Source organism: Novosphingobium sp. BL-S-19 (assembly GCF_055521675.1).
The window spans coordinates 1,175,327-1,191,290 of sequence record NZ_CM145498.1 but is presented as its reverse complement, the minus strand read 5'-3'; the positions used below and the strand labels follow the sequence as shown (position 1 = coordinate 1,191,290).

At 65.0% G+C, this 15,964-nt stretch carries 17 protein-coding genes; 6 read left to right on the top strand and 11 right to left on the bottom strand.

Features of this window, described 5'->3' with window-relative positions:
• Positions 1–425: 425 nt before the first annotated feature.
• Positions 426–1,658, bottom strand: coding sequence for an RsmB/NOP family class I SAM-dependent RNA methyltransferase (locus ACZ1JV_RS13960; RefSeq protein WP_465152012.1), 1,233 nt, complete (start codon positions 1,656–1,658; stop codon positions 426–428).
• A gap of 54 nt (positions 1,659–1,712) precedes the next feature.
• Here ACZ1JV_RS13960 and ACZ1JV_RS13955 point away from each other — a divergent pair, with 54 nt between their 5' ends.
• A complete protein-coding gene (locus tag ACZ1JV_RS13955) occupies positions 1,713–1,892 on the top strand; it encodes a DUF1674 domain-containing protein (protein WP_465138502.1) in 180 nt (59 codons plus the stop codon).
• A gap of 47 nt (positions 1,893–1,939) precedes the next feature.
• Here ACZ1JV_RS13955 and ACZ1JV_RS13950 read toward each other — a convergent pair whose 3' ends face one another.
• On the bottom strand, positions 1,940–2,845 hold the full coding sequence (locus ACZ1JV_RS13950; protein ID WP_465152011.1) for a LysR family transcriptional regulator: 906 nt from the start codon (positions 2,843–2,845) through the stop codon (positions 1,940–1,942).
• 92 nt (positions 2,846–2,937) lie between these two features.
• Between ACZ1JV_RS13950 and ACZ1JV_RS13945 the strand changes: the two genes are divergently transcribed.
• Together ACZ1JV_RS13945 and ACZ1JV_RS13940 are read left to right on the top strand one after the other, a co-directional pair.
• Positions 2,938–3,351 carry a DoxX family protein gene (locus ACZ1JV_RS13945; protein WP_465152010.1) on the top strand — a complete coding sequence of 138 codons (414 nt, stop codon included), beginning with the start codon at positions 2,938–2,940 and terminating at the stop codon, positions 3,349–3,351.
• 28 nt (positions 3,352–3,379) lie between these two features.
• Positions 3,380–4,168: a DODA-type extradiol aromatic ring-opening family dioxygenase gene (locus ACZ1JV_RS13940; protein ID WP_465152009.1), complete on the top strand. Its 789-nt coding sequence runs from the start codon at positions 3,380–3,382 to the stop codon at positions 4,166–4,168.
• Between the two features lie 38 nt (positions 4,169–4,206).
• Here the strand turns inward: ACZ1JV_RS13940 and ACZ1JV_RS13935 are convergent, their stop codons facing one another.
• From ACZ1JV_RS13935 to ACZ1JV_RS13925, 3 genes are all read right to left on the bottom strand, one after another.
• On the bottom strand, positions 4,207–5,187 hold the full coding sequence (locus ACZ1JV_RS13935; protein WP_465152572.1) for a GGDEF domain-containing protein: 981 nt from the start codon (positions 5,185–5,187) through the stop codon (positions 4,207–4,209).
• 146 nt (positions 5,188–5,333) lie between these two features.
• Positions 5,334–5,831 carry a L,D-transpeptidase family protein gene (locus ACZ1JV_RS13930; protein WP_465152008.1) on the bottom strand — a complete coding sequence of 166 codons (498 nt, stop codon included), beginning with the start codon at positions 5,829–5,831 and terminating at the stop codon, positions 5,334–5,336.
• Between the two features lie 4 nt (positions 5,832–5,835).
• On the bottom strand, positions 5,836–7,125 hold the full coding sequence (locus ACZ1JV_RS13925) for an adenylosuccinate synthase (RefSeq protein ID WP_465152007.1): 1,290 nt from the start codon (positions 7,123–7,125) through the stop codon (positions 5,836–5,838).
• 273 nt (positions 7,126–7,398) lie between these two features.
• Here ACZ1JV_RS13925 and ACZ1JV_RS13920 point away from each other — a divergent pair, with 273 nt between their 5' ends.
• The gene (locus ACZ1JV_RS13920) at positions 7,399–8,244 is read left to right on the top strand and encodes an alpha/beta hydrolase (protein ID WP_465152006.1); all 846 of its coding nucleotides are present in this window, start codon (positions 7,399–7,401) and stop codon (positions 8,242–8,244) included.
• Positions 8,245–8,248: 4 nt separating this feature from the next.
• On the opposite strand, the gene ACZ1JV_RS13915 is transcribed toward ACZ1JV_RS13920, so the two are convergent.
• A complete protein-coding gene (locus ACZ1JV_RS13915) occupies positions 8,249–9,373 on the bottom strand; it encodes an ATP phosphoribosyltransferase regulatory subunit (RefSeq protein ID WP_465152005.1) in 1,125 nt (374 codons plus the stop codon).
• Positions 9,374–9,643: 270 nt separating this feature from the next.
• On the opposite strand from ACZ1JV_RS13915, the gene ACZ1JV_RS13910 reads away from it, so the two are divergent.
• Positions 9,644–10,405 carry an EF-hand domain-containing protein gene (locus tag ACZ1JV_RS13910; protein WP_465152004.1) on the top strand — a complete coding sequence of 254 codons (762 nt, stop codon included), beginning with the start codon at positions 9,644–9,646 and terminating at the stop codon, positions 10,403–10,405.
• Between the two features lie 46 nt (positions 10,406–10,451).
• Here the strand turns inward: ACZ1JV_RS13910 and ACZ1JV_RS13905 are convergent, their stop codons facing one another.
• The 3 genes from ACZ1JV_RS13905 to ACZ1JV_RS13895 all read right to left on the bottom strand — a co-directional run bounded on the left by ACZ1JV_RS13905 (position 10,452) and on the right by ACZ1JV_RS13895 (position 13,749).
• Positions 10,452–10,832 (bottom strand): hypothetical protein, encoded by a 381-nt coding sequence (locus tag ACZ1JV_RS13905; protein WP_465152003.1) that lies wholly within the window; start codon positions 10,830–10,832, stop codon positions 10,452–10,454.
• Positions 10,833–10,902: 70 nt separating this feature from the next.
• Positions 10,903–12,489: a phosphoglycerate dehydrogenase gene (serA, locus tag ACZ1JV_RS13900; protein ID WP_465137702.1), complete on the bottom strand. Its 1,587-nt coding sequence runs from the start codon at positions 12,487–12,489 to the stop codon at positions 10,903–10,905.
• A gap of 123 nt (positions 12,490–12,612) precedes the next feature.
• A complete protein-coding gene (locus tag ACZ1JV_RS13895) occupies positions 12,613–13,749 on the bottom strand; it encodes a phosphoserine transaminase (protein WP_465152002.1) in 1,137 nt (378 codons plus the stop codon).
• A 280-nt stretch (positions 13,750–14,029) separates the two neighbouring features.
• Between ACZ1JV_RS13895 and ACZ1JV_RS13890 the strand changes: the two genes are divergently transcribed.
• Positions 14,030–14,713, top strand: a complete 684-nt coding sequence (locus ACZ1JV_RS13890) for an extensin-like domain-containing protein (RefSeq protein ID WP_465152001.1) — start codon at positions 14,030–14,032, stop codon at positions 14,711–14,713.
• A gap of 9 nt (positions 14,714–14,722) precedes the next feature.
• Here ACZ1JV_RS13890 and maiA read toward each other — a convergent pair whose 3' ends face one another.
• Both maiA and ACZ1JV_RS13880 read right to left on the bottom strand, forming a co-directional pair.
• Positions 14,723–15,358 (bottom strand): maleylacetoacetate isomerase, encoded by a 636-nt coding sequence (maiA, locus tag ACZ1JV_RS13885; protein WP_465152000.1) that lies wholly within the window; start codon positions 15,356–15,358, stop codon positions 14,723–14,725.
• A 4-nt stretch (positions 15,359–15,362) separates the two neighbouring features.
• Entirely contained in the window at positions 15,363–15,929 is a 567-nt protein-coding gene (locus ACZ1JV_RS13880) for a VOC family protein (protein WP_465151999.1), read from the bottom strand.
• Positions 15,930–15,964 lie beyond the last annotated feature (35 nt).

Below are 15,964 nucleotides of genomic sequence, written 5' to 3'. Positions count from 1 at the left end.
GACGAAATGGGCGCCGTCCCACGTCACATGGTCGTGGACGGGTTCATGGCGATTGAACAGACAACGGAAATTGGCGTGTAACCACTGCACCATCGCGATTACTCCTCTGGAGCGTTCACGTTTCACCGCGTGGCAATTCTGCAGCGCGGAGCAAGCCACCCCAAGCCCACACCGGCTGCATTGATGACAGACTCCGGCGAGTCGGCGCAATCCCCATTCTGGACCCAATTTACGGATCGATGCGTAAATCAACGCGCGCATTGAATAGGGGGGAAGCGGCGGCGGCGATCTCTCGCCGCCGCGCGCCTATGCGCTTCGGGCGTGTTTAGAGCGTTTTCTAATCAGGTGGAATCACCTGATGACTCGGAAAACGCGTAAAACAAAAATCCTAGAGCAGTTGATCCGATGCAATCGGATCAACTGCTCTAGTCCCGCTGCCAGCGCGCCACGAAAAAGCCGTCGAGCCCGCCGTCATCCGCCAGCATGGCCGGATCGGTGCGCAGCCAGCCCTCCGCCGTGGGGGCAAGCCCGGCCGGCAATTCGTCCGCGCCGATCGGCACCGGCGTCAGCGCAACTTTCGCGGCCTGCGCCTCACCCTCTTCAGGTTCCATCGAACAGACCGCGTAAACCAGCGTGCCGCCGGGCTTCAGCCAGCCCGCCGCGCGTTCCAGCATGGCGGTCTGGATTTCGGTCATGTCCGCAATCTGGCGCGGGCCGATGCGGTGCAACACGTCCGGATGACGGCGCGCGGTGCCGGTGGCGGTGCACGGCGCGTCGATCAGGATCGCGTCGAACTTTTCCTCAGGCTCCCACTTCAGCGCATCGGCCTGCACCACTTCGGCAGTGAGGTCGGTGCGCTTCAGATTATCGCGCAGGCGTTCGAGGCGGCGCTTGGACAAGTCCAGCGCAGTCACGTCCCAACCGGCAGCGGCCAGTTGCAGCGTCTTGCCGCCGGGCGCGGCGCAGAGGTCCAGCGCCTTGCGGCCTTCACCGGCCCCCAGCAGGCGCGCAGGCAAGCTGGCGGCAAGATCCTGCACCCACCAGGCACCGTCGCGGAAGCCTTCGAGATGCTCGACCGCGGTGCCGCGCGACAGGCGGACGTGGCCGGGCATCAGCGACTTGCCGCCCAATCGTTCGGCCCATTCCTGCGTCTCGGCCGGATCGCGCAGGGCAAGGTCCAGCGGCGGCGGCTCGGCCAGACCGGCGGCCACGGCCACGCCATGCTCGCCCCAGCGCTCCATCACCGCCTCGGGCAGTGTCGGTGCTTCCGGGAGCGCGATCTCGCGCTTGGTCAAGGTGGAGAACACGCCGTGGGCAAGACGGCGCGGGCCGCCCATCAGCAGCGGCAGGCCGGTGGCGATCACCGCGTGGGCGGGCGTTTCCAGCCGCAGCACTTGCACCAGCATGATTTCCAGCACCGCGCGCGCCTTGGCATCGTCGGCCAGCGGCAGTCGGGTGGCGGAATCGATCAGTTCGTCCAGATCGGTGCGCCAGCGCAGGACCTCGCCCGCGATGGCGCGGGCCAGTGCCCGGTCAGCATCGCCGCTGACGCGGGCAAGCGCAGAGCCCGCCGCCTGATCGAGCGTTTCGCCACGCCGCAGCACGGCATCGATAAGGTTGAGCGCGGCACGGCGCGCGGGAAGGCCGGGAATGTCCATCGATGGCCCCTATAACGGATTGCGTTTTTGCGCCACCCACACCACATGGGCCGAATGACCGAACGCGCCACAAAACGTCCCGAAGGCTTCAAGAAGCCCGCCCACTGGACGAACGACCCCGCGCCCCAGCCCTCCCCGCAAGAGGCAGCCAACGTGGATGAGGAAGATCCCGACGGAATCTCCCCCACCCGTTACGGTGACTGGGTACGCAACGGGATCGCCGTCGATTTCTGAAGCGGGCTGAAGTTACGGGTGTGATTACCGGTGCGTGAGGCTCCGGCTCACCAATTGCGCGCCATCGGCGGCAGGCGCTCCACTAGAAAATCGATCCACGCGCGCGTTTTCGCGGCCGGTCGCCGGGTGCGATGGGTAACGGCATGGACCGCACCCAGATCGATCAGCTCCGCGCCCAGATCCAGTTCGATCAGCCGCCCATCGGCAATCGCGCAATCGACGAAGAAACGCGGGCCGTAGACCAGCCCCATCCCCGCCACCGCCGCTTTCGCCAAGACTTGCCCGTTGTTGGCATGAAGCGATCCGCGCACCGCCACCGGACGGCTGCCATCGGCGCCGAAACCCCAGCGTGTGGTGCCGGTCTCCCCGCTCAGCGTGTAGCCAAGGCAATCGTGCGCGGCCAGATCGTCCACCGAAACCGGCGTGCCCCGCCGCGCCAGATAGGCCGGCGAAGCGCAAATGCACATGCGCACGGGCGCCAGCTTGCGCGCGACAAGGTTGCTGTCCGCCAACCTGCCGATCCGCACGGCAACATCCCACCGCTCCTCCAGCAGATCGACGACGCGGTCGTTGAGGCCCAGTTCGATGGTCACTTGCGGGTAGAGCGCGTGGAAGTCCGTCACGAGATCGACCAGATAGGCATTGCCGAACGCGGCCGGTCCGGAAACGCGCAAGAGCCCCTCGACGGAGGCGGATTGCGCCATGGCCTCGGCGTCCGCATCCTCCAGTTCGGCGAGTACCCGCTCGGCCTTGTCGAGATAGGCCGCGCCTGCCTCGGTCAGGGCGAGCCGCCGCGTGGTTCTGTTCGCCAATGTCGCGCCAAGGCGCTGTTCAAGGGCGTTTAGGTGCTTTGCAGCCATGGCGGGCGACATGGAAAGTTCGCGCGCGGCGGCGGAAAGCCCGCCCAGCCGGATGGCCCGCACGAAAACCTCGATCCCTTTCAGGCGGTCCATTCAACACTCTCGGTTCAAAGTCATTCAATGAAAGGCCATATTATCACCGTAAGGGCGAAGGTCTAGATCGGTGGGCGAAAGGAAAGCCCCCCATGACAACCACTTCCCCGAACACGGCACCCTACGGCGCTCTGGTTCTGCGCGTAACGCTCGGCGCGCTGTTTCTGGCGCATTTCGGCCTGAAGCTCTTCGTCTTCACACCCGCCGGAACTGCTGCCTTCTTCGGCAGTCTCGGCCTTCCGCCTGCCCTTGCCTACGTGACAATGGCGGCCGAATTCCTTGGTGGTCTGGCCCTCATCACCGGTTTCAAGGCGCGCATCGTGGCGCTGGCCTTGATCCCGCTGCTGCTCGGCACGATCCTCACGGTTCACGGAGCCAACGGCTTCTTCTTCGATTCCAAGGGCGGCGGCTGGGAATATCCCGCATTCTGGTCGATCGCTCTCTTCGTTCAGGCCCTGATCGGTGACGGCGCCTTCGCGCTCTCGCCGACCTTCCGCAAGGCTTGAAACAACGCCCGCAAAAGGATTTGATCCCATGACCCGCCAACCCAGTTTCTTCATCCCCCACGGCGGCGGCCCCTGCTTCTTCATGCCCGATCCGCAGGGCAACTGGACGACGATGGCCGGGTTCCTGCAATCGCTGCCCGCCCGCCTGCCCGAACCGCCCAAGGCGATCCTGGTCGTATCCGGCCACTGGGAAACCGAAGGCTTCGCCTTCACGGGCGCGCAGAACCCGGCGCTGCTGTTCGACTATTACGGCTTCCCGCAGCACACCTACGAACTGCGCTTCGATGCCCCCGGCGCACCGGAACTGGCTGCCCGCGCGACCGAACTGCTGCAAGGCGCCGGCTTCACCGCCGGTATCGATACGCAGCGCGGCTATGACCACGGCGTGTTCATCCCGCTGAAGGTGGCATGGCCGGAGGCAGACGTGCCCGTGGTGGAGATGTCGCTGGACCGCTCGCTCGATCCCGCCATGCATATCGCCGCCGGCAAGGCACTGGCCCCGCTGCGCGACGAAGGCGTGCTGATCGTCGGTTCGGGCATGAGCTTCCACAACATGCGCGGTTACGGCAACCCGCAGTCCACCGTGCCGTCGCAAGCCTTCGACGAATGGCTGACCGCTGCCGCAACCGCCGATGCCGATACCCGCGCCGAAGCGCTCTCCCATTGGGCCGAAGCTCCGGGCGGCCGCTTCTCTCACCCGCGTGAGGAACACCTGCTGCCGCTGATGGTCGCCGCAGGCACATCGGAAGCGGCGGGCGAGAAGGTCTGGTCGGACCTCGTGCTCAAGACCGCGATTTCCGCGTTCCGGTTCGATTGATGTGAAGAGAGGGCGGGCTTCGGCCTGCCCTCTTCTTGTCAGTGCAGCATCTCGCAGCGGTTCCGCCCACCGCGCTTGGCCGCATAGAGCGGGCCATCGGCGGCAGCGATCCACTCTTCCACCGTGGCGATCTCATCCGAAAGCGGCGCAATGCCGAAGCTGGCGGTAATGTGGATCACCCGGCCGTCCGGCAGAGGAATCGCCAGACCAGCCAGCGTTTCGCGGAACCGCTCGACCGCCAGCAGAGCCTCGGCAGCTTCGGTTTCCGGCAGGAGAACGGCAAACTCCTCACCGCCAAGGCGGCCCAGCAGATCGACCGGCCGCGACGCGCCGACGACACTCGCCACCATCTCGCGCAGCACCGCATCACCGGCCGGATGACCATAAGTATCGTTCACCGCCTTGAAGTGATCGATATCGACCAGCGCGAGGCAGCAGGGCCGATGATAGCGGCGGAAGCGGGCGATTTCCTGCTCCGCCTTCTCGATGAAACCGCGCCGCGTCAGCGCGCCGGTCAGCTGGTCCCGCTCGGCAATGTGGCGCAGTTGCAGCTCATTCATGACGATCCGCGCGAAGTTGGAGAGAATATCCACTTCGGACGATGAGAACGTGCGCACCTTGTCGTCGATCGCGCAGAGCACGCCGACGTTGTAACCATCGGGCGTCAGCAGCGGGATGCCGGCATAGCTGCGCACATTGGGATCGCCGGTGACGAAGGGATTTTCGGCAAAGCGCGCATCGAGCCGTGCATCGTCGATCAGGAACGGTTCCGACTGGCGGATAGCATGGGTGCAGAACGAGACGTTGCGCGGCGTTTCGCTTACGCCAAGGCCGCTACGCGCCTTGAACCACTGGCGATCCTCGTCGATCAGCGTCACCGCGGCCATCGGCACGCCCAGCACCGTGCGGACGAGCGAGACGACATTCTCGAACGGTTCTTCGGGCGCGGTATCCAGCACCTCAAGACGCCGCAGCGCCGCCAGCCGTCCGGGCTCGTCGTTCAGTTTCGCATCATGCAGCATCGCAGTCCCGATCGCCTCCTGGACCCGACTCCCAGGGGAAACGTCGTCCCCGCAAATTCCCCTACCCCATCCTTAAAAATCTGAAAACACCCGGCTTGCGCCATCGCAATAAGGTTTTGCGATTTCATGGTTTCCCGCAATCGTCAGGGAAGAATTTCAATGGATGTGCCGTCGCCAACCGATTCCCACAACATCTCGATTTCGGCATTGGACACGGCAATGCAGCCATCGGTCCAGTCGCCCGCCGCGCGGCCGGAAATGCCGTTGGGTTGACCGTGGATCATGATCATGCCGCCGGGCGAGCGCCCGCGCTGCGCGGCATAGGCGCTGTCGGCCTCGTTCGGGTAGGAGATGTGGAGCGAGAGGTGATAGGCGCTGGCGGGGTTGCCCCAGTCGATAACGTAACGCCCTTCCGGCGTGCGCTCGTCACCTTCGAAGCGCTTGGGGCCGGCGGGCTGATCGCCCAACTGGATATGTTCGATCACGCGAAACCGCTGCCCGCCGGACCAAAGCTCCATGCGCCGGTCCGCCTTGTGGACGCGGATCAGATCGATTTGTGGAAGTACAGGAAGCGGCTCGGCTTGGGCACCGCCGATGCCAAGCAAAAGCAAAAGCGGCGCGAGAATGATCCCGCGCCGCATTCGATCAGTCCAGGAAAGGATCGCGAACGAGGATTGTGTCCTCGCGCTCGGGGCTGGTCGAAACCAGCGCCACCGGGGTTTCGATCAGTTCCTGCACGCGCTGGATGTACTTGATCGCCTGCGCGGGCAGATCTGCCCAGGAACGGGCGCCGGCGGTGGTGCCCTGCCAGCCGTCCATTTCCTCGTAGATCGGCTCGACATTGGCCTGATCGGCGGCGTGGCTGGGGAAATAGTCCAGCACCTTGCCGTTGAGGCGGTAACCGGTGCAGATCTTCACCTTCTCGAACCCGTCGAGAACGTCCAGCTTGGTCAGCGCAATGCCGGTCACGCCGGAGATCGCGCAGGACTGGCGGGTCAGCACGGCGTCGAACCAGCCGCAGCGGCGCTTGCGGCCGGTGACGGTGCCGAATTCATGACCCCGCTCGCCCAGACGCTGGCCGGTCTCGTCCTCCAGCTCGGTCGGGAACGGGCCCGAACCGACGCGGGTGGTGTAGGCCTTGACTATGCCCAGCACGAAGCCGGTAGCCGAGGGGCCGAGGCCCGAACCCGAAGCCGCCGTGCCCGAAACCGTGTTCGAGCTGGTGACGAAAGGATAAGTGCCGTGATCGACATCGAGCAGCACGCCCTGCGCGCCTTCGAACAGGATACGGGCACCGGCCTTGCGCACCTTGTTCAGGCGCTTCCACACCGGCTGGGCGAACTGGAGCACGAAGGGCGCGATCTCGCGCAGTTCGTTGATCAGCGCCTCACGGTCGACCGGCGGCTGGCCGAAGCCGGCGCGCAGCGCGTCGTGGTGAGCGCAGAGACGGTCCAGCTGCGAATCCAGCGCGTCGAGGTGGGCCAGATCGCAGACGCGGATGGCGCGGCGGCCGACCTTGTCTTCGTAAGCCGGGCCGATCCCGCGGCCGGTGGTGCCGATCTTGCCCGAACCGGCAGCCGTTTCGCGCAGACCGTCAAGGTCGCGGTGAAGCGGCAGGATCAGCGGGCAATTGTCCGCGATCGCGAAGTTCTCGGGATTGATCTCCACGCCCTGGCCGCGAAGCTTCTCGACTTCGGACTTCAGGTGCCAGGGATCGAGCACCACGCCGTTGCCGATGATCGACAGCGTGCCGGTGACGATGCCCGAGGGCAGCAGGGAAAGCTTGTAGACCTGCTCGCCGACGACGAGCGTGTGGCCGGCATTGTGGCCGCCCTGGAAACGGACGACGGCGTCAGCCCGGCTTGCCAGCCAGTCGACGATCTTGCCCTTGCCCTCATCGCCCCACTGGGCGCCGATCACGGTTACGTTGGCCATGGATATACTCCTCCACCCTGCCACGGTGGATCCAATAACGCCCTTCGACAGGACTCGGCGATATGGATTTTTGGAGGGGCAATGGCGCCCCGGCTTTTCGTGGGCGCCCTAAGAGGAAGGCGGGGCGCTAGTCAAGGCCCCGTCGTCCAGCCGTCTCCCACGGATGCCATTCGTTCATGACCAATCATTACACTGGATCGCCGACTCCGCCGAGCCGCGATGGAGCGTCTGCATGCAAGATAATGGAAGTGCGCAACCATGATGAAACCACGGATGCCTGCCCTTTGGCTGATTGGTGCGCTGTTGCTGGCGACGGCAAGCACCGCCCCCGCACAGCAACAGCCTAGGTCCGTCAGCTATGGCGGCGATTCCCTGCAGAATCTCGATTTCTGGCCGGCGGCCCGCAAGGGACCGGCTCCGCTGGTCGTCTTCGTCCACGGCGGCGGATGGAAACGCGGGGACAAGGACAATGCCACCGGCCCGTACAAAGCGGCGCACTTCACCGGACAGGGTTACGCCTTCGCCAGCGTCAACTACCGCCTCGTGCCGGACGCCACAGTGGAGCAGCAGGTGCAGGACATCGCCGACGCGCTGGCCGCCTTGCTCAAGCGCGCCGACGCTCTGGGAATCTCGCGCGGCAAGGTCGTGCTGATGGGGCATAGCGCCGGCGCGCAACTGGTCGCGCTGGTCGGCACCGATCCCCGATATCTGCAAAAAGCGGGACTATCCTACAAGGACTTGCGCGGCGTCATCCCGATCGACGGGGCCGCCTATGACGTGCCCGCGCAGATGGCGGACGGGCCGCGCATCATGCAGGGCACTTACGCGCAGGCCTTTGGCACCGATCCGGCCAGGCAGCGCGCGCTGTCTCCCACCGCACAGGCCGCAGCGCCGAACGCGCCGGCTTTCCTGCTGCTCCATGTCCAGCGCCCGGACGGTGTGCGTCAGGCCGCAGCGCTGGAAGCGGCGCTGCGCAAGGCGGGCACGCCGGTCGAGCGCAAGGGCTTCCCCGGCGAAGGGCTTCGCGGGCACATGGAGATCAATCGCAGCCTGGGCGATCCCGCCTATCCGGCGACCGCCGCCGTCGACCAATGGCTATCACAGGTCTTCGGGAAATAGCCCCTCAGACCGCCACGGCCTCGCCGCCCTGCAGTACGTGCGAGCAGCCGAGTGCCACCGGATCGTCGCTTTCCGAAAGCGCCGCCACCGTCACCCAGCCTACCGCACGCTGGCGCGCAGCGAGCGCGACATCGTGGTCCAGCGGCAGGAACAGGCGCTGCGGCGCCTCGGCCTTAGCGGCCAGCAGGTCCATCAACGGATCGGGATAGAGGGAGAAGCCGGTCGCCGATTCCGGATGATGGCCGGTCTGGCCGAGAATGCGATACGTGCCGCCACGGCCAAGACCGCCGGCAATACCCTCGGCATAGATCGTGAAACCGAACCACGACTGGTACTCGAAGCCATGACGCTCCGAAGGATCGAGCGTGAGGCGGGCCTTGCCGCCAACGCGCGCGGCAATCTCGCGCAGGCCGGCAATGCGGCTGGCCAGCGCGCCGCCGGCGTCGAACGCTGCGAGGCGCTCGATCGCGGTCTCGAACGGGCCCACGGCGTAAAGCAGCGGCAGGTAGGCTTCGCCGCCCACGTCGACCAGACCGCCCGCATCCTTGGCGTCGAGCATCTGGCGCACCGCCTCGATGCTGGCGGCAGGCAGCGGCAGCGCTTCAGCCGAAAGGGTATCGACCAGATCGGGCATGGTGAAATCGACCGAGATGCCGGTGGCCCCGGCGGCGGTCAGCGTCTCGATGGCGAGTTCGACGATCTCGGCCGCGGCAGCGACCGAATCGGTGCCGATCAGTTCCGCGCCAAGCTGAAGCCGTTCACGGCGCGGATCGAGGCCATCGCCCTTGATGGTGCAAACCTGCCCGGAATAGGAGAGGCGCAGCGGGCGCGGCGTCTCCGCTAGGCCGGTGGCCGCAATGCGCGCGACTTGCGCGGTCATGTCCGAACGCAGCGCCAGCATCCGCATCGATACGGGATCGACGAAGCGGAACATGCGGCGCACCTGCACGCCCGCCATGCGGTGCGCGAGGGCCTTCTCGAATTCGATCAACGGCGTTTCAACGCGCTCGTAGCCGTGGCTGGCCAGCACGTCATGCGCGGCACGGCGCACGGTTTGCGAGGCCCAGGCCTGCTGCTGAAGACGGTCGCCCAGTCCTTCGGGCAAGAGATCGCGGTCGTTATCCTGCATAGCGTGGGCGCCCTTAGCCCGAAGGGCACGGAATGTCGAATGCGCGCTGCGATTGTCGCACCGAAACGAATAGCTGCGACAATTTACGTGAAATTTCCTGTCAACATTGGCGGTCCATCGCGTTATTCCCTCCGCCATCGTCTGGCGGGACGAACATTCTAATTCACAGCCCCATCCATTGCCGGGGCCGGACCGTCAGGCGTGCCTGCGGCTCTTTTGCGAGCCGGCTCCGCCTTGCGCCCTGCCCCTTGCCAACATCGGTAGAGCCTGATGCGCAAGATTTCCCTGATTGTCCTTCCGCTGTTGCTGTTGCAGGCGCCCGTTGCCCACGCCCAGATGGGCGGCGACATGGGAGGCATGGGTGGAATGGGCGGCATGGGTGGAGGCGGCGAAGAAGGCGGCCCCGGTGGCGGTGGCGGACATCACGGCGGCGGCCCGGGCGGCCCCGGTGGTGGCGGCGCGCCACGCATGCCCAAGCCGATCTCGCGCGAACATTACGACAAAGTCGTCACCGCGATGTTCAAGGAAGCCGATACCGACCGCAACGGCATCGTGACGCTCGACGAATTCCACGCCTATATCGACGCGCGCCGCGATGCCGCGATCAAGGCACGCTTCACCAAGATCGACGCCAATAGCGACGGCACGATCTCCATGGCGGAATTCACCGCCTGGCAAAAGCAGATGGGCTCTGCCGCCTCGGACGAGCGCAGCGCTTTCGGTGACGGCAACGACCAGATCGCGGACGCCATCTCGCCGCGCTTCGGCAAGGACGACGACGACCGGATGCTCGCCAGCTTGATCGAGCCGATAACGGGGACGGTGATCGCCAAGGCCAACACCAACTACGACGCCGGTGTCTCGCTGGAGGAACTGCTGGCCTACGAGGGCGCGAAGTTCGAGGCGGCGGATACCGACAAGGACGGCTACCTGTCGATGCAGGAACTGCGCCCGCGCGGGCCGCGTGGCGGACCGGGTGGAATGCCCCCGCGTGGCGGGATGCCGCCGATGGGATCGCCGCCCCAGCAGTAAGCCCGGTGAGCAGTGCCGGCGCCACTCCCGCAATTGACCGAAAGCATCAACTGCGGACGGGGCTTCGGACAGTCAGAAGCACCGTAAAGTCGGGATTTTCGACAAGTTCATCCGCATCGGACAGCTGGTAGACGCCGGGCTCCCCTGGCTGGATGGCGTCCAGAATAGGGGCAATCGTGACCGGCTCGTTGCTGGATCGGCAACGCACAGCAATGCCATTGTTCCTGTCGACGGCTTCAACCTTTCCGAAGATCTGCCGCCGCTGGATCAATTGGTCGTCGTGATCGACGTAAGTCAGGCCTACCAGAAGAGTGCAGCCGACGAGATCGTCGGCGAATTGCTCATCCCAGTCATCGTCGCCATCGAGATTTTCGAATTCTGCCATCCGGCGGGAATGCCTGACCGTCAGCAGGTCGGCAAGGCGCATCTCCAATACGAAAAGGGGCCGGCACCCGAAGATACCGGCCCCTTCCGTTGGGAGCTGTAAATCCGTCCGATCAGACGAACTTGAGCGCCTTGACCGTCTTCACGCCCGGGAGCGCGGTGGCCGCCTTAAGGACGTCCTCCGGCACGGCGCTGTCGACCGAGAGCAGCAGCACCGCCTCGCCGCCGGCATCGCGGCGACCGAGGTTGAAGGTGCCGATGTTGATCGCGTTTTCACCCAGCAGGGTGCCGATGCGGCCGATGAAGCCCGGTGCGTCCTCGTTGACGATGTACATCATGTCACCGGCGAGTTCCGCTTCGACCTTGATGCCGAACAGTTCGACCAGACGCGGCTCGACGTTGTTGAACAGCGTGCCGGCCACCGAACGCTCACCCGCTTCGGTCTTCACCGAAACGCGTACCAGCGTGTGGTAGTCGCCTTCACGCTCGGTCTTCACTTCGCGCACTTCAAGGCCGCGCTCCTTGGCGAGGAACGGCGCGTTGACCATGTTCACGGTGTCCGACTGGACGCGCATGAAACCGGCCAGCACGGCAGCGGTGATCGGCTTCTGGTTCAGTTCGGCGGCTGCGCCCTCGACGTGGATCGAGATGCGGGGAACCGAATCGCGGGTCAGCTGGCCGACCATCGAGCCCAGCATTTCGGCGAGCTTCATGTAAGGCTTCAGCTTCGGCGCTTCCTCGGCCGAGAGCGAGGGCATGTTCAGCGCGTTGGTGACGCCGCCGTTGACCAGGAAGTCGGCCAGCTGCTCGGCAACCTGCAGCGCCACGTTGACCTGCGCTTCGGTGGTCGATGCGCCGAGGTGCGGGGTGCAGATGAAGTTCGGCGTGCCGAACAGCGGCGAGTCCTTGGCGGGCTCGGTCTGGAACACGTCGAGCGCGGCACCGGCGACATGGCCGTTGTCGAGCATGGTCTTCAGCGCGGCTTCGTCGATCAACCCGCCACGCGCGCAGTTGACGATGCGCACGCCCTTCTTGGTCTTGGCCAGGTTCTCGGCCGAGAGGATGTTGCGGGTCTGGTCGGTCAGCGGCGTGTGCAGCGTGATGAAGTCCGCCTTCTCGAGCAGGGTGTCGAGATCGGCCTTCTCCACGCCCATTTCCACAGCGCGTTCCGGGGTCAGGAACGGGTCGAACGCAACGACCTTCATCTTCAGGCCCAGCGCGCGGCTGGCGACGATCGAGCCGATGTTGCCGGCGCCGATCAGGCCGAGGGTCTTGCCGGTGACTTCAACGCCCATGAAACCGTTCTTCGGCCACAGGCCCTGCTGGGTCTGGGCATTGGCTTCGGGGATCTGGCGAGCCAGCGCGAAAATCATGGCGATGGCGTGTTCGGCGGTGGTGATCGAGTTGCCGAACGGCGTGTTCATCACGACGACGCCCTGGGCCGAAGCGGCCGGGATATCGACGTTGTCGACGCCGATACCGGCGCGGCCGATCACCTTCAGGTTCTTCGCGGCGGCGAGGATTTCCTTGGTGACCTTGGTCGACGAACGGATCGCGAGGCCGTCATAATCGCCGATGCGGGCGATCAGCTGCTCGGGGGTTTCGCCGGTGATGACGTCTACGTCGCAGCCGCGGATCTCGAAGATACGGGCGGCGTTGGGGTCCATTTTGTCCGAAATGAGGACGCGGGGCTTGGTCATGACGAATCTTCCTATTCGTCATCCTGACGAAAGTCAGGATCGCTGGCGGTTTACGCGAGGTAAGTATCAGCTTGCCAGCGATCCCAGCTTTCGCTGGGATGACGGTTAAACTCAGGGTTCAGATCAGGCAGCAGCCTTGACGGTGGCGTAGGCCCAGTCGAGCCACGGTCCCAGCGCCTCGATATCGGCCGTATCGACGGTCGCGCCGCACCAGATGCGCAGGCCCGGAGGGGCATCGCGATATCCGGCGACGTCGTAAGCCGCGCCTTCCTTTTCGAGGACGGCTGCGAACTTCTTGATGAAGTCGGCATCGGCACCCTCGACGGAGAGGCAGACCGAGGTCTTGGAGCGAGTGCCGCTGTCGATTGCGAGGTGCGAAAGCCAGTCACGCTCGGCAACGATCTTGTCCAGCGCGTGGGCATTGGCGTTCGAACGGGCCTTCAGCCCTTCGAGACCGCCCAGACCCTTGGCCCATTCCAGAGCGAAAATCGCATCCTCGACGGCCAGCATCGAGGGGGTGTTGATGGTTTCGCCCTTGAACACGCCCTCTGCCAGCTTGCCCTTCGACACAAGGCGGAACACCTTGGGAAGCGGCCAGCTGGGGGTGTAGTTTTCCAGACGCTCTACCGCGCGGGGGCCGAGGATCAGCACGCCGTGGCCGCCCTCGCCGCCCAGAACCTTCTGCCAGGAGAAGGTGGCAACGTCGATCTTGGACCAGTCGATGTCGTAGGCGAAGACCGCCGAAGTGGCGTCTGCGAAGGACAGGCCTTCACGGTCTGCCGGGATCCAGTTGGCATCCGGAACGCGCACGCCCGAGGTGGTGCCGTTCCAGGTGAAGAGCACGTCGTCGGACCAGTCGATCTTGTCGAGGTCGGGCAGCTGGCCGTAGTCGGCGCGGAACACGGTGGGTTCCAGCTTCAGCTGCTTGACGGCGTCGGTAACCCAGCCCTCACCGAAGCTTTCCCAGGCCAGCGCGGTCACGCCGCGGGCACCAAGCATGGTCCACATGGCCATCTCGAAGGCGCCGGTATCCGAACCGGGGACGATACCGATGCGATGCGTGTCGGGCAGCTGCAGAACTTCGCGCATCAGATCGATGCAGTACGCAAGGCGCGTCTTGCCGATCTTGGCGCGGTGCGAGCGGCCGAGGGCTTCGGTATTCAGTTTTTCGGGGGCATATCCGGGCGGCTTGGCGCAGGGACCGGAAGAGAAGTGCGGACGCGCAGGTTTGCGCGCGGGAACGCTAATAATATCAGTCATTTCTGACTCTCCTTACAGAGAGCACGCGCGGCGTTGGGACCGCGTGGCCCGGAGCCGCGTCTAAAGAGGCCCGGAAATTTGTCAAACGATTCTCCCGGCGCTTGCGATAGATCGTTGCGCCAGATCGCCATAGCGTAGCGGTTTCGCGCGAGAATCCGCCGGTTCCGCGACTTTCCGGCCGGAACAATCGTCGGTGGAAAACTCGACTCACCCGATTCCGGCGGCGCCCAAGGGCGGGCTAATCTGAGGTTCACCAAAGGATCGGATGCTAGGCGGGACCATGAAAGCCCTTCCCAGACTGATACTTGCGCTGCCGTTGATCGCAGTGATCGCCGGCTGCGTCGGCTCGTCCGATAAACCTGAGCGGCGCGGATCGCGTCCGTCGCAAACGTCGGCGCGGCCGGCAACGCCGATGCCCTCGCCCGAGGCGCGGCAGTGCATGGCGATGCTGGGCAGCCAGCACGCGGTCTTTTCTCCGGTGACGGATCGCTATTACGGCAACGGCTGTTCGACGGTGGGCACCGTGAAGCTTTCCGCGCTGAATACCGATAACTCGACGGTCACCGTCACCAACCTCGGCCCGGTTACCTGCACGACGGCAACGCCTTTCGCGGCATGGGCCCGTTTCGGGGTAGACCGTGCGGCGCAGCAGATTCTCGGCAGCCGGATCATCAGCATCGAGACTTACGGCAGCTACAACTGCCGCAACGTCGCCGGAACCGCGCGGCGTTCCGGCCATGCCACCGCCAATGCCATCGACGTGTCCGGCTTCGTGCTGGCCGATGGCCGCCGCGTGACTGTTCTTGAAGACTGGAACGGCGGCACCCCGGCTGAGCGGCGCTTCCTGCGCGTGGTGCATGACAGCGCCTGCAAGCGCTTCGGCACTACGCTGGGGCCGGACTACAATTCCGCCCACGCCAACCACTTCCATCTGGAAGGGGACGGCAAGAGTTTCTGCCGCTAATTCAATCCGCTATTTCGGAGCATCGGGCTGGTCGTCTGGATGGGCAGCGATGAAGGCCGGCACATCGGAGCAAGCATTGTCGATACGCACGAGGCGGGGATAGGCCGAAAGATCGAGCGAGAACCGCCGCGCATTGTAGAACTGCGGCACCAGCACGCATTCGAACAGACCCGGCGCATCGAACAGGAAATCGCCCGCGCCGCGCTGGGCGAGCCGCGCTTCAAGCCCCGCGAACGTGCGGGCCAGCCAGTGGCGATACCAGGCGTCCACCCGATCCTGCGAATGGCCGAGATCGTGCTTGAGGTATTGCAGCACCGGCAGATTGAGCGGGGCGTGAAGCTCGGTGGCGATCGCCGTGGCCAGTTCGCGCGAAACGAAGCGATCCTCGGTATCGCGCGGCAGCAGCGGGCGATCCGGAAAGCGCTCGTCCAGCCATTCCAGTATCGCCATTGACTGGGCGTAAGTGCGCCCATCGAACTCCAGCAGGGGAACACCGCCGAAGGGGTTCAGGCGGCGATATTCGTCCGATCGCTGCTCCGCGCCCAGCAGGTTCACGGAAACCTGCTCGTATTCCAGCCCCTTCAGGTTCAGCGCGATGCGCAGGCGGTAGCTGGTGGAACTGCGCCAGTAGCCGTGGAGGCGCATCGCCTCAGGACTCCGCCGCGATCTTCTCGTGCAGCCAGGCCGCGTGGCGGGGTGCCCGCTTGGTGCGCGACCATTCTTCCAGCATATCGTCGGCCACAGCCTTCAACTGCGCCATCTGGCTGGATGTGCCGAACTGCCACGCCAGTTCGAGGCGGTGGCCGTTGGGATCGAAGAAGTAGATCGACTTGAACACGCCGTGGTGGATCGGGCCGATCACTTGCAGCCCGCGCGCTTCGGCGCGTTCCTTGGCGGCCAGCAGGCCCTCTTCGCTCTCCACCTTGAAGGCGATGTGCTGCACCCATGCCGGCGTTGCCTCGTCACGGCCCATGTCGGGTGAGTTCGGCAGCTCGAAGAAAGCCAGCACGTTGCCGCCGCCGCAGTCGAGGAACACGTGCATGTAGGGATCGGGCGCGCCGGTGGAGGGCACCTTGTCCTCGGCAATGGCCAGCATGAAATCCATGCCCATGACATCGCGATAGAACTCCACGGTCTCCTTGGCGTCGCGGCAGCGATAGGCGACGTGGTGGATTCCGCCGAGTTTCGGGCCCACTTGTGGAGTCTGTTCAATCATCTTCACTCTCCCGGGATTTGGGGGCAGGCCTGCGT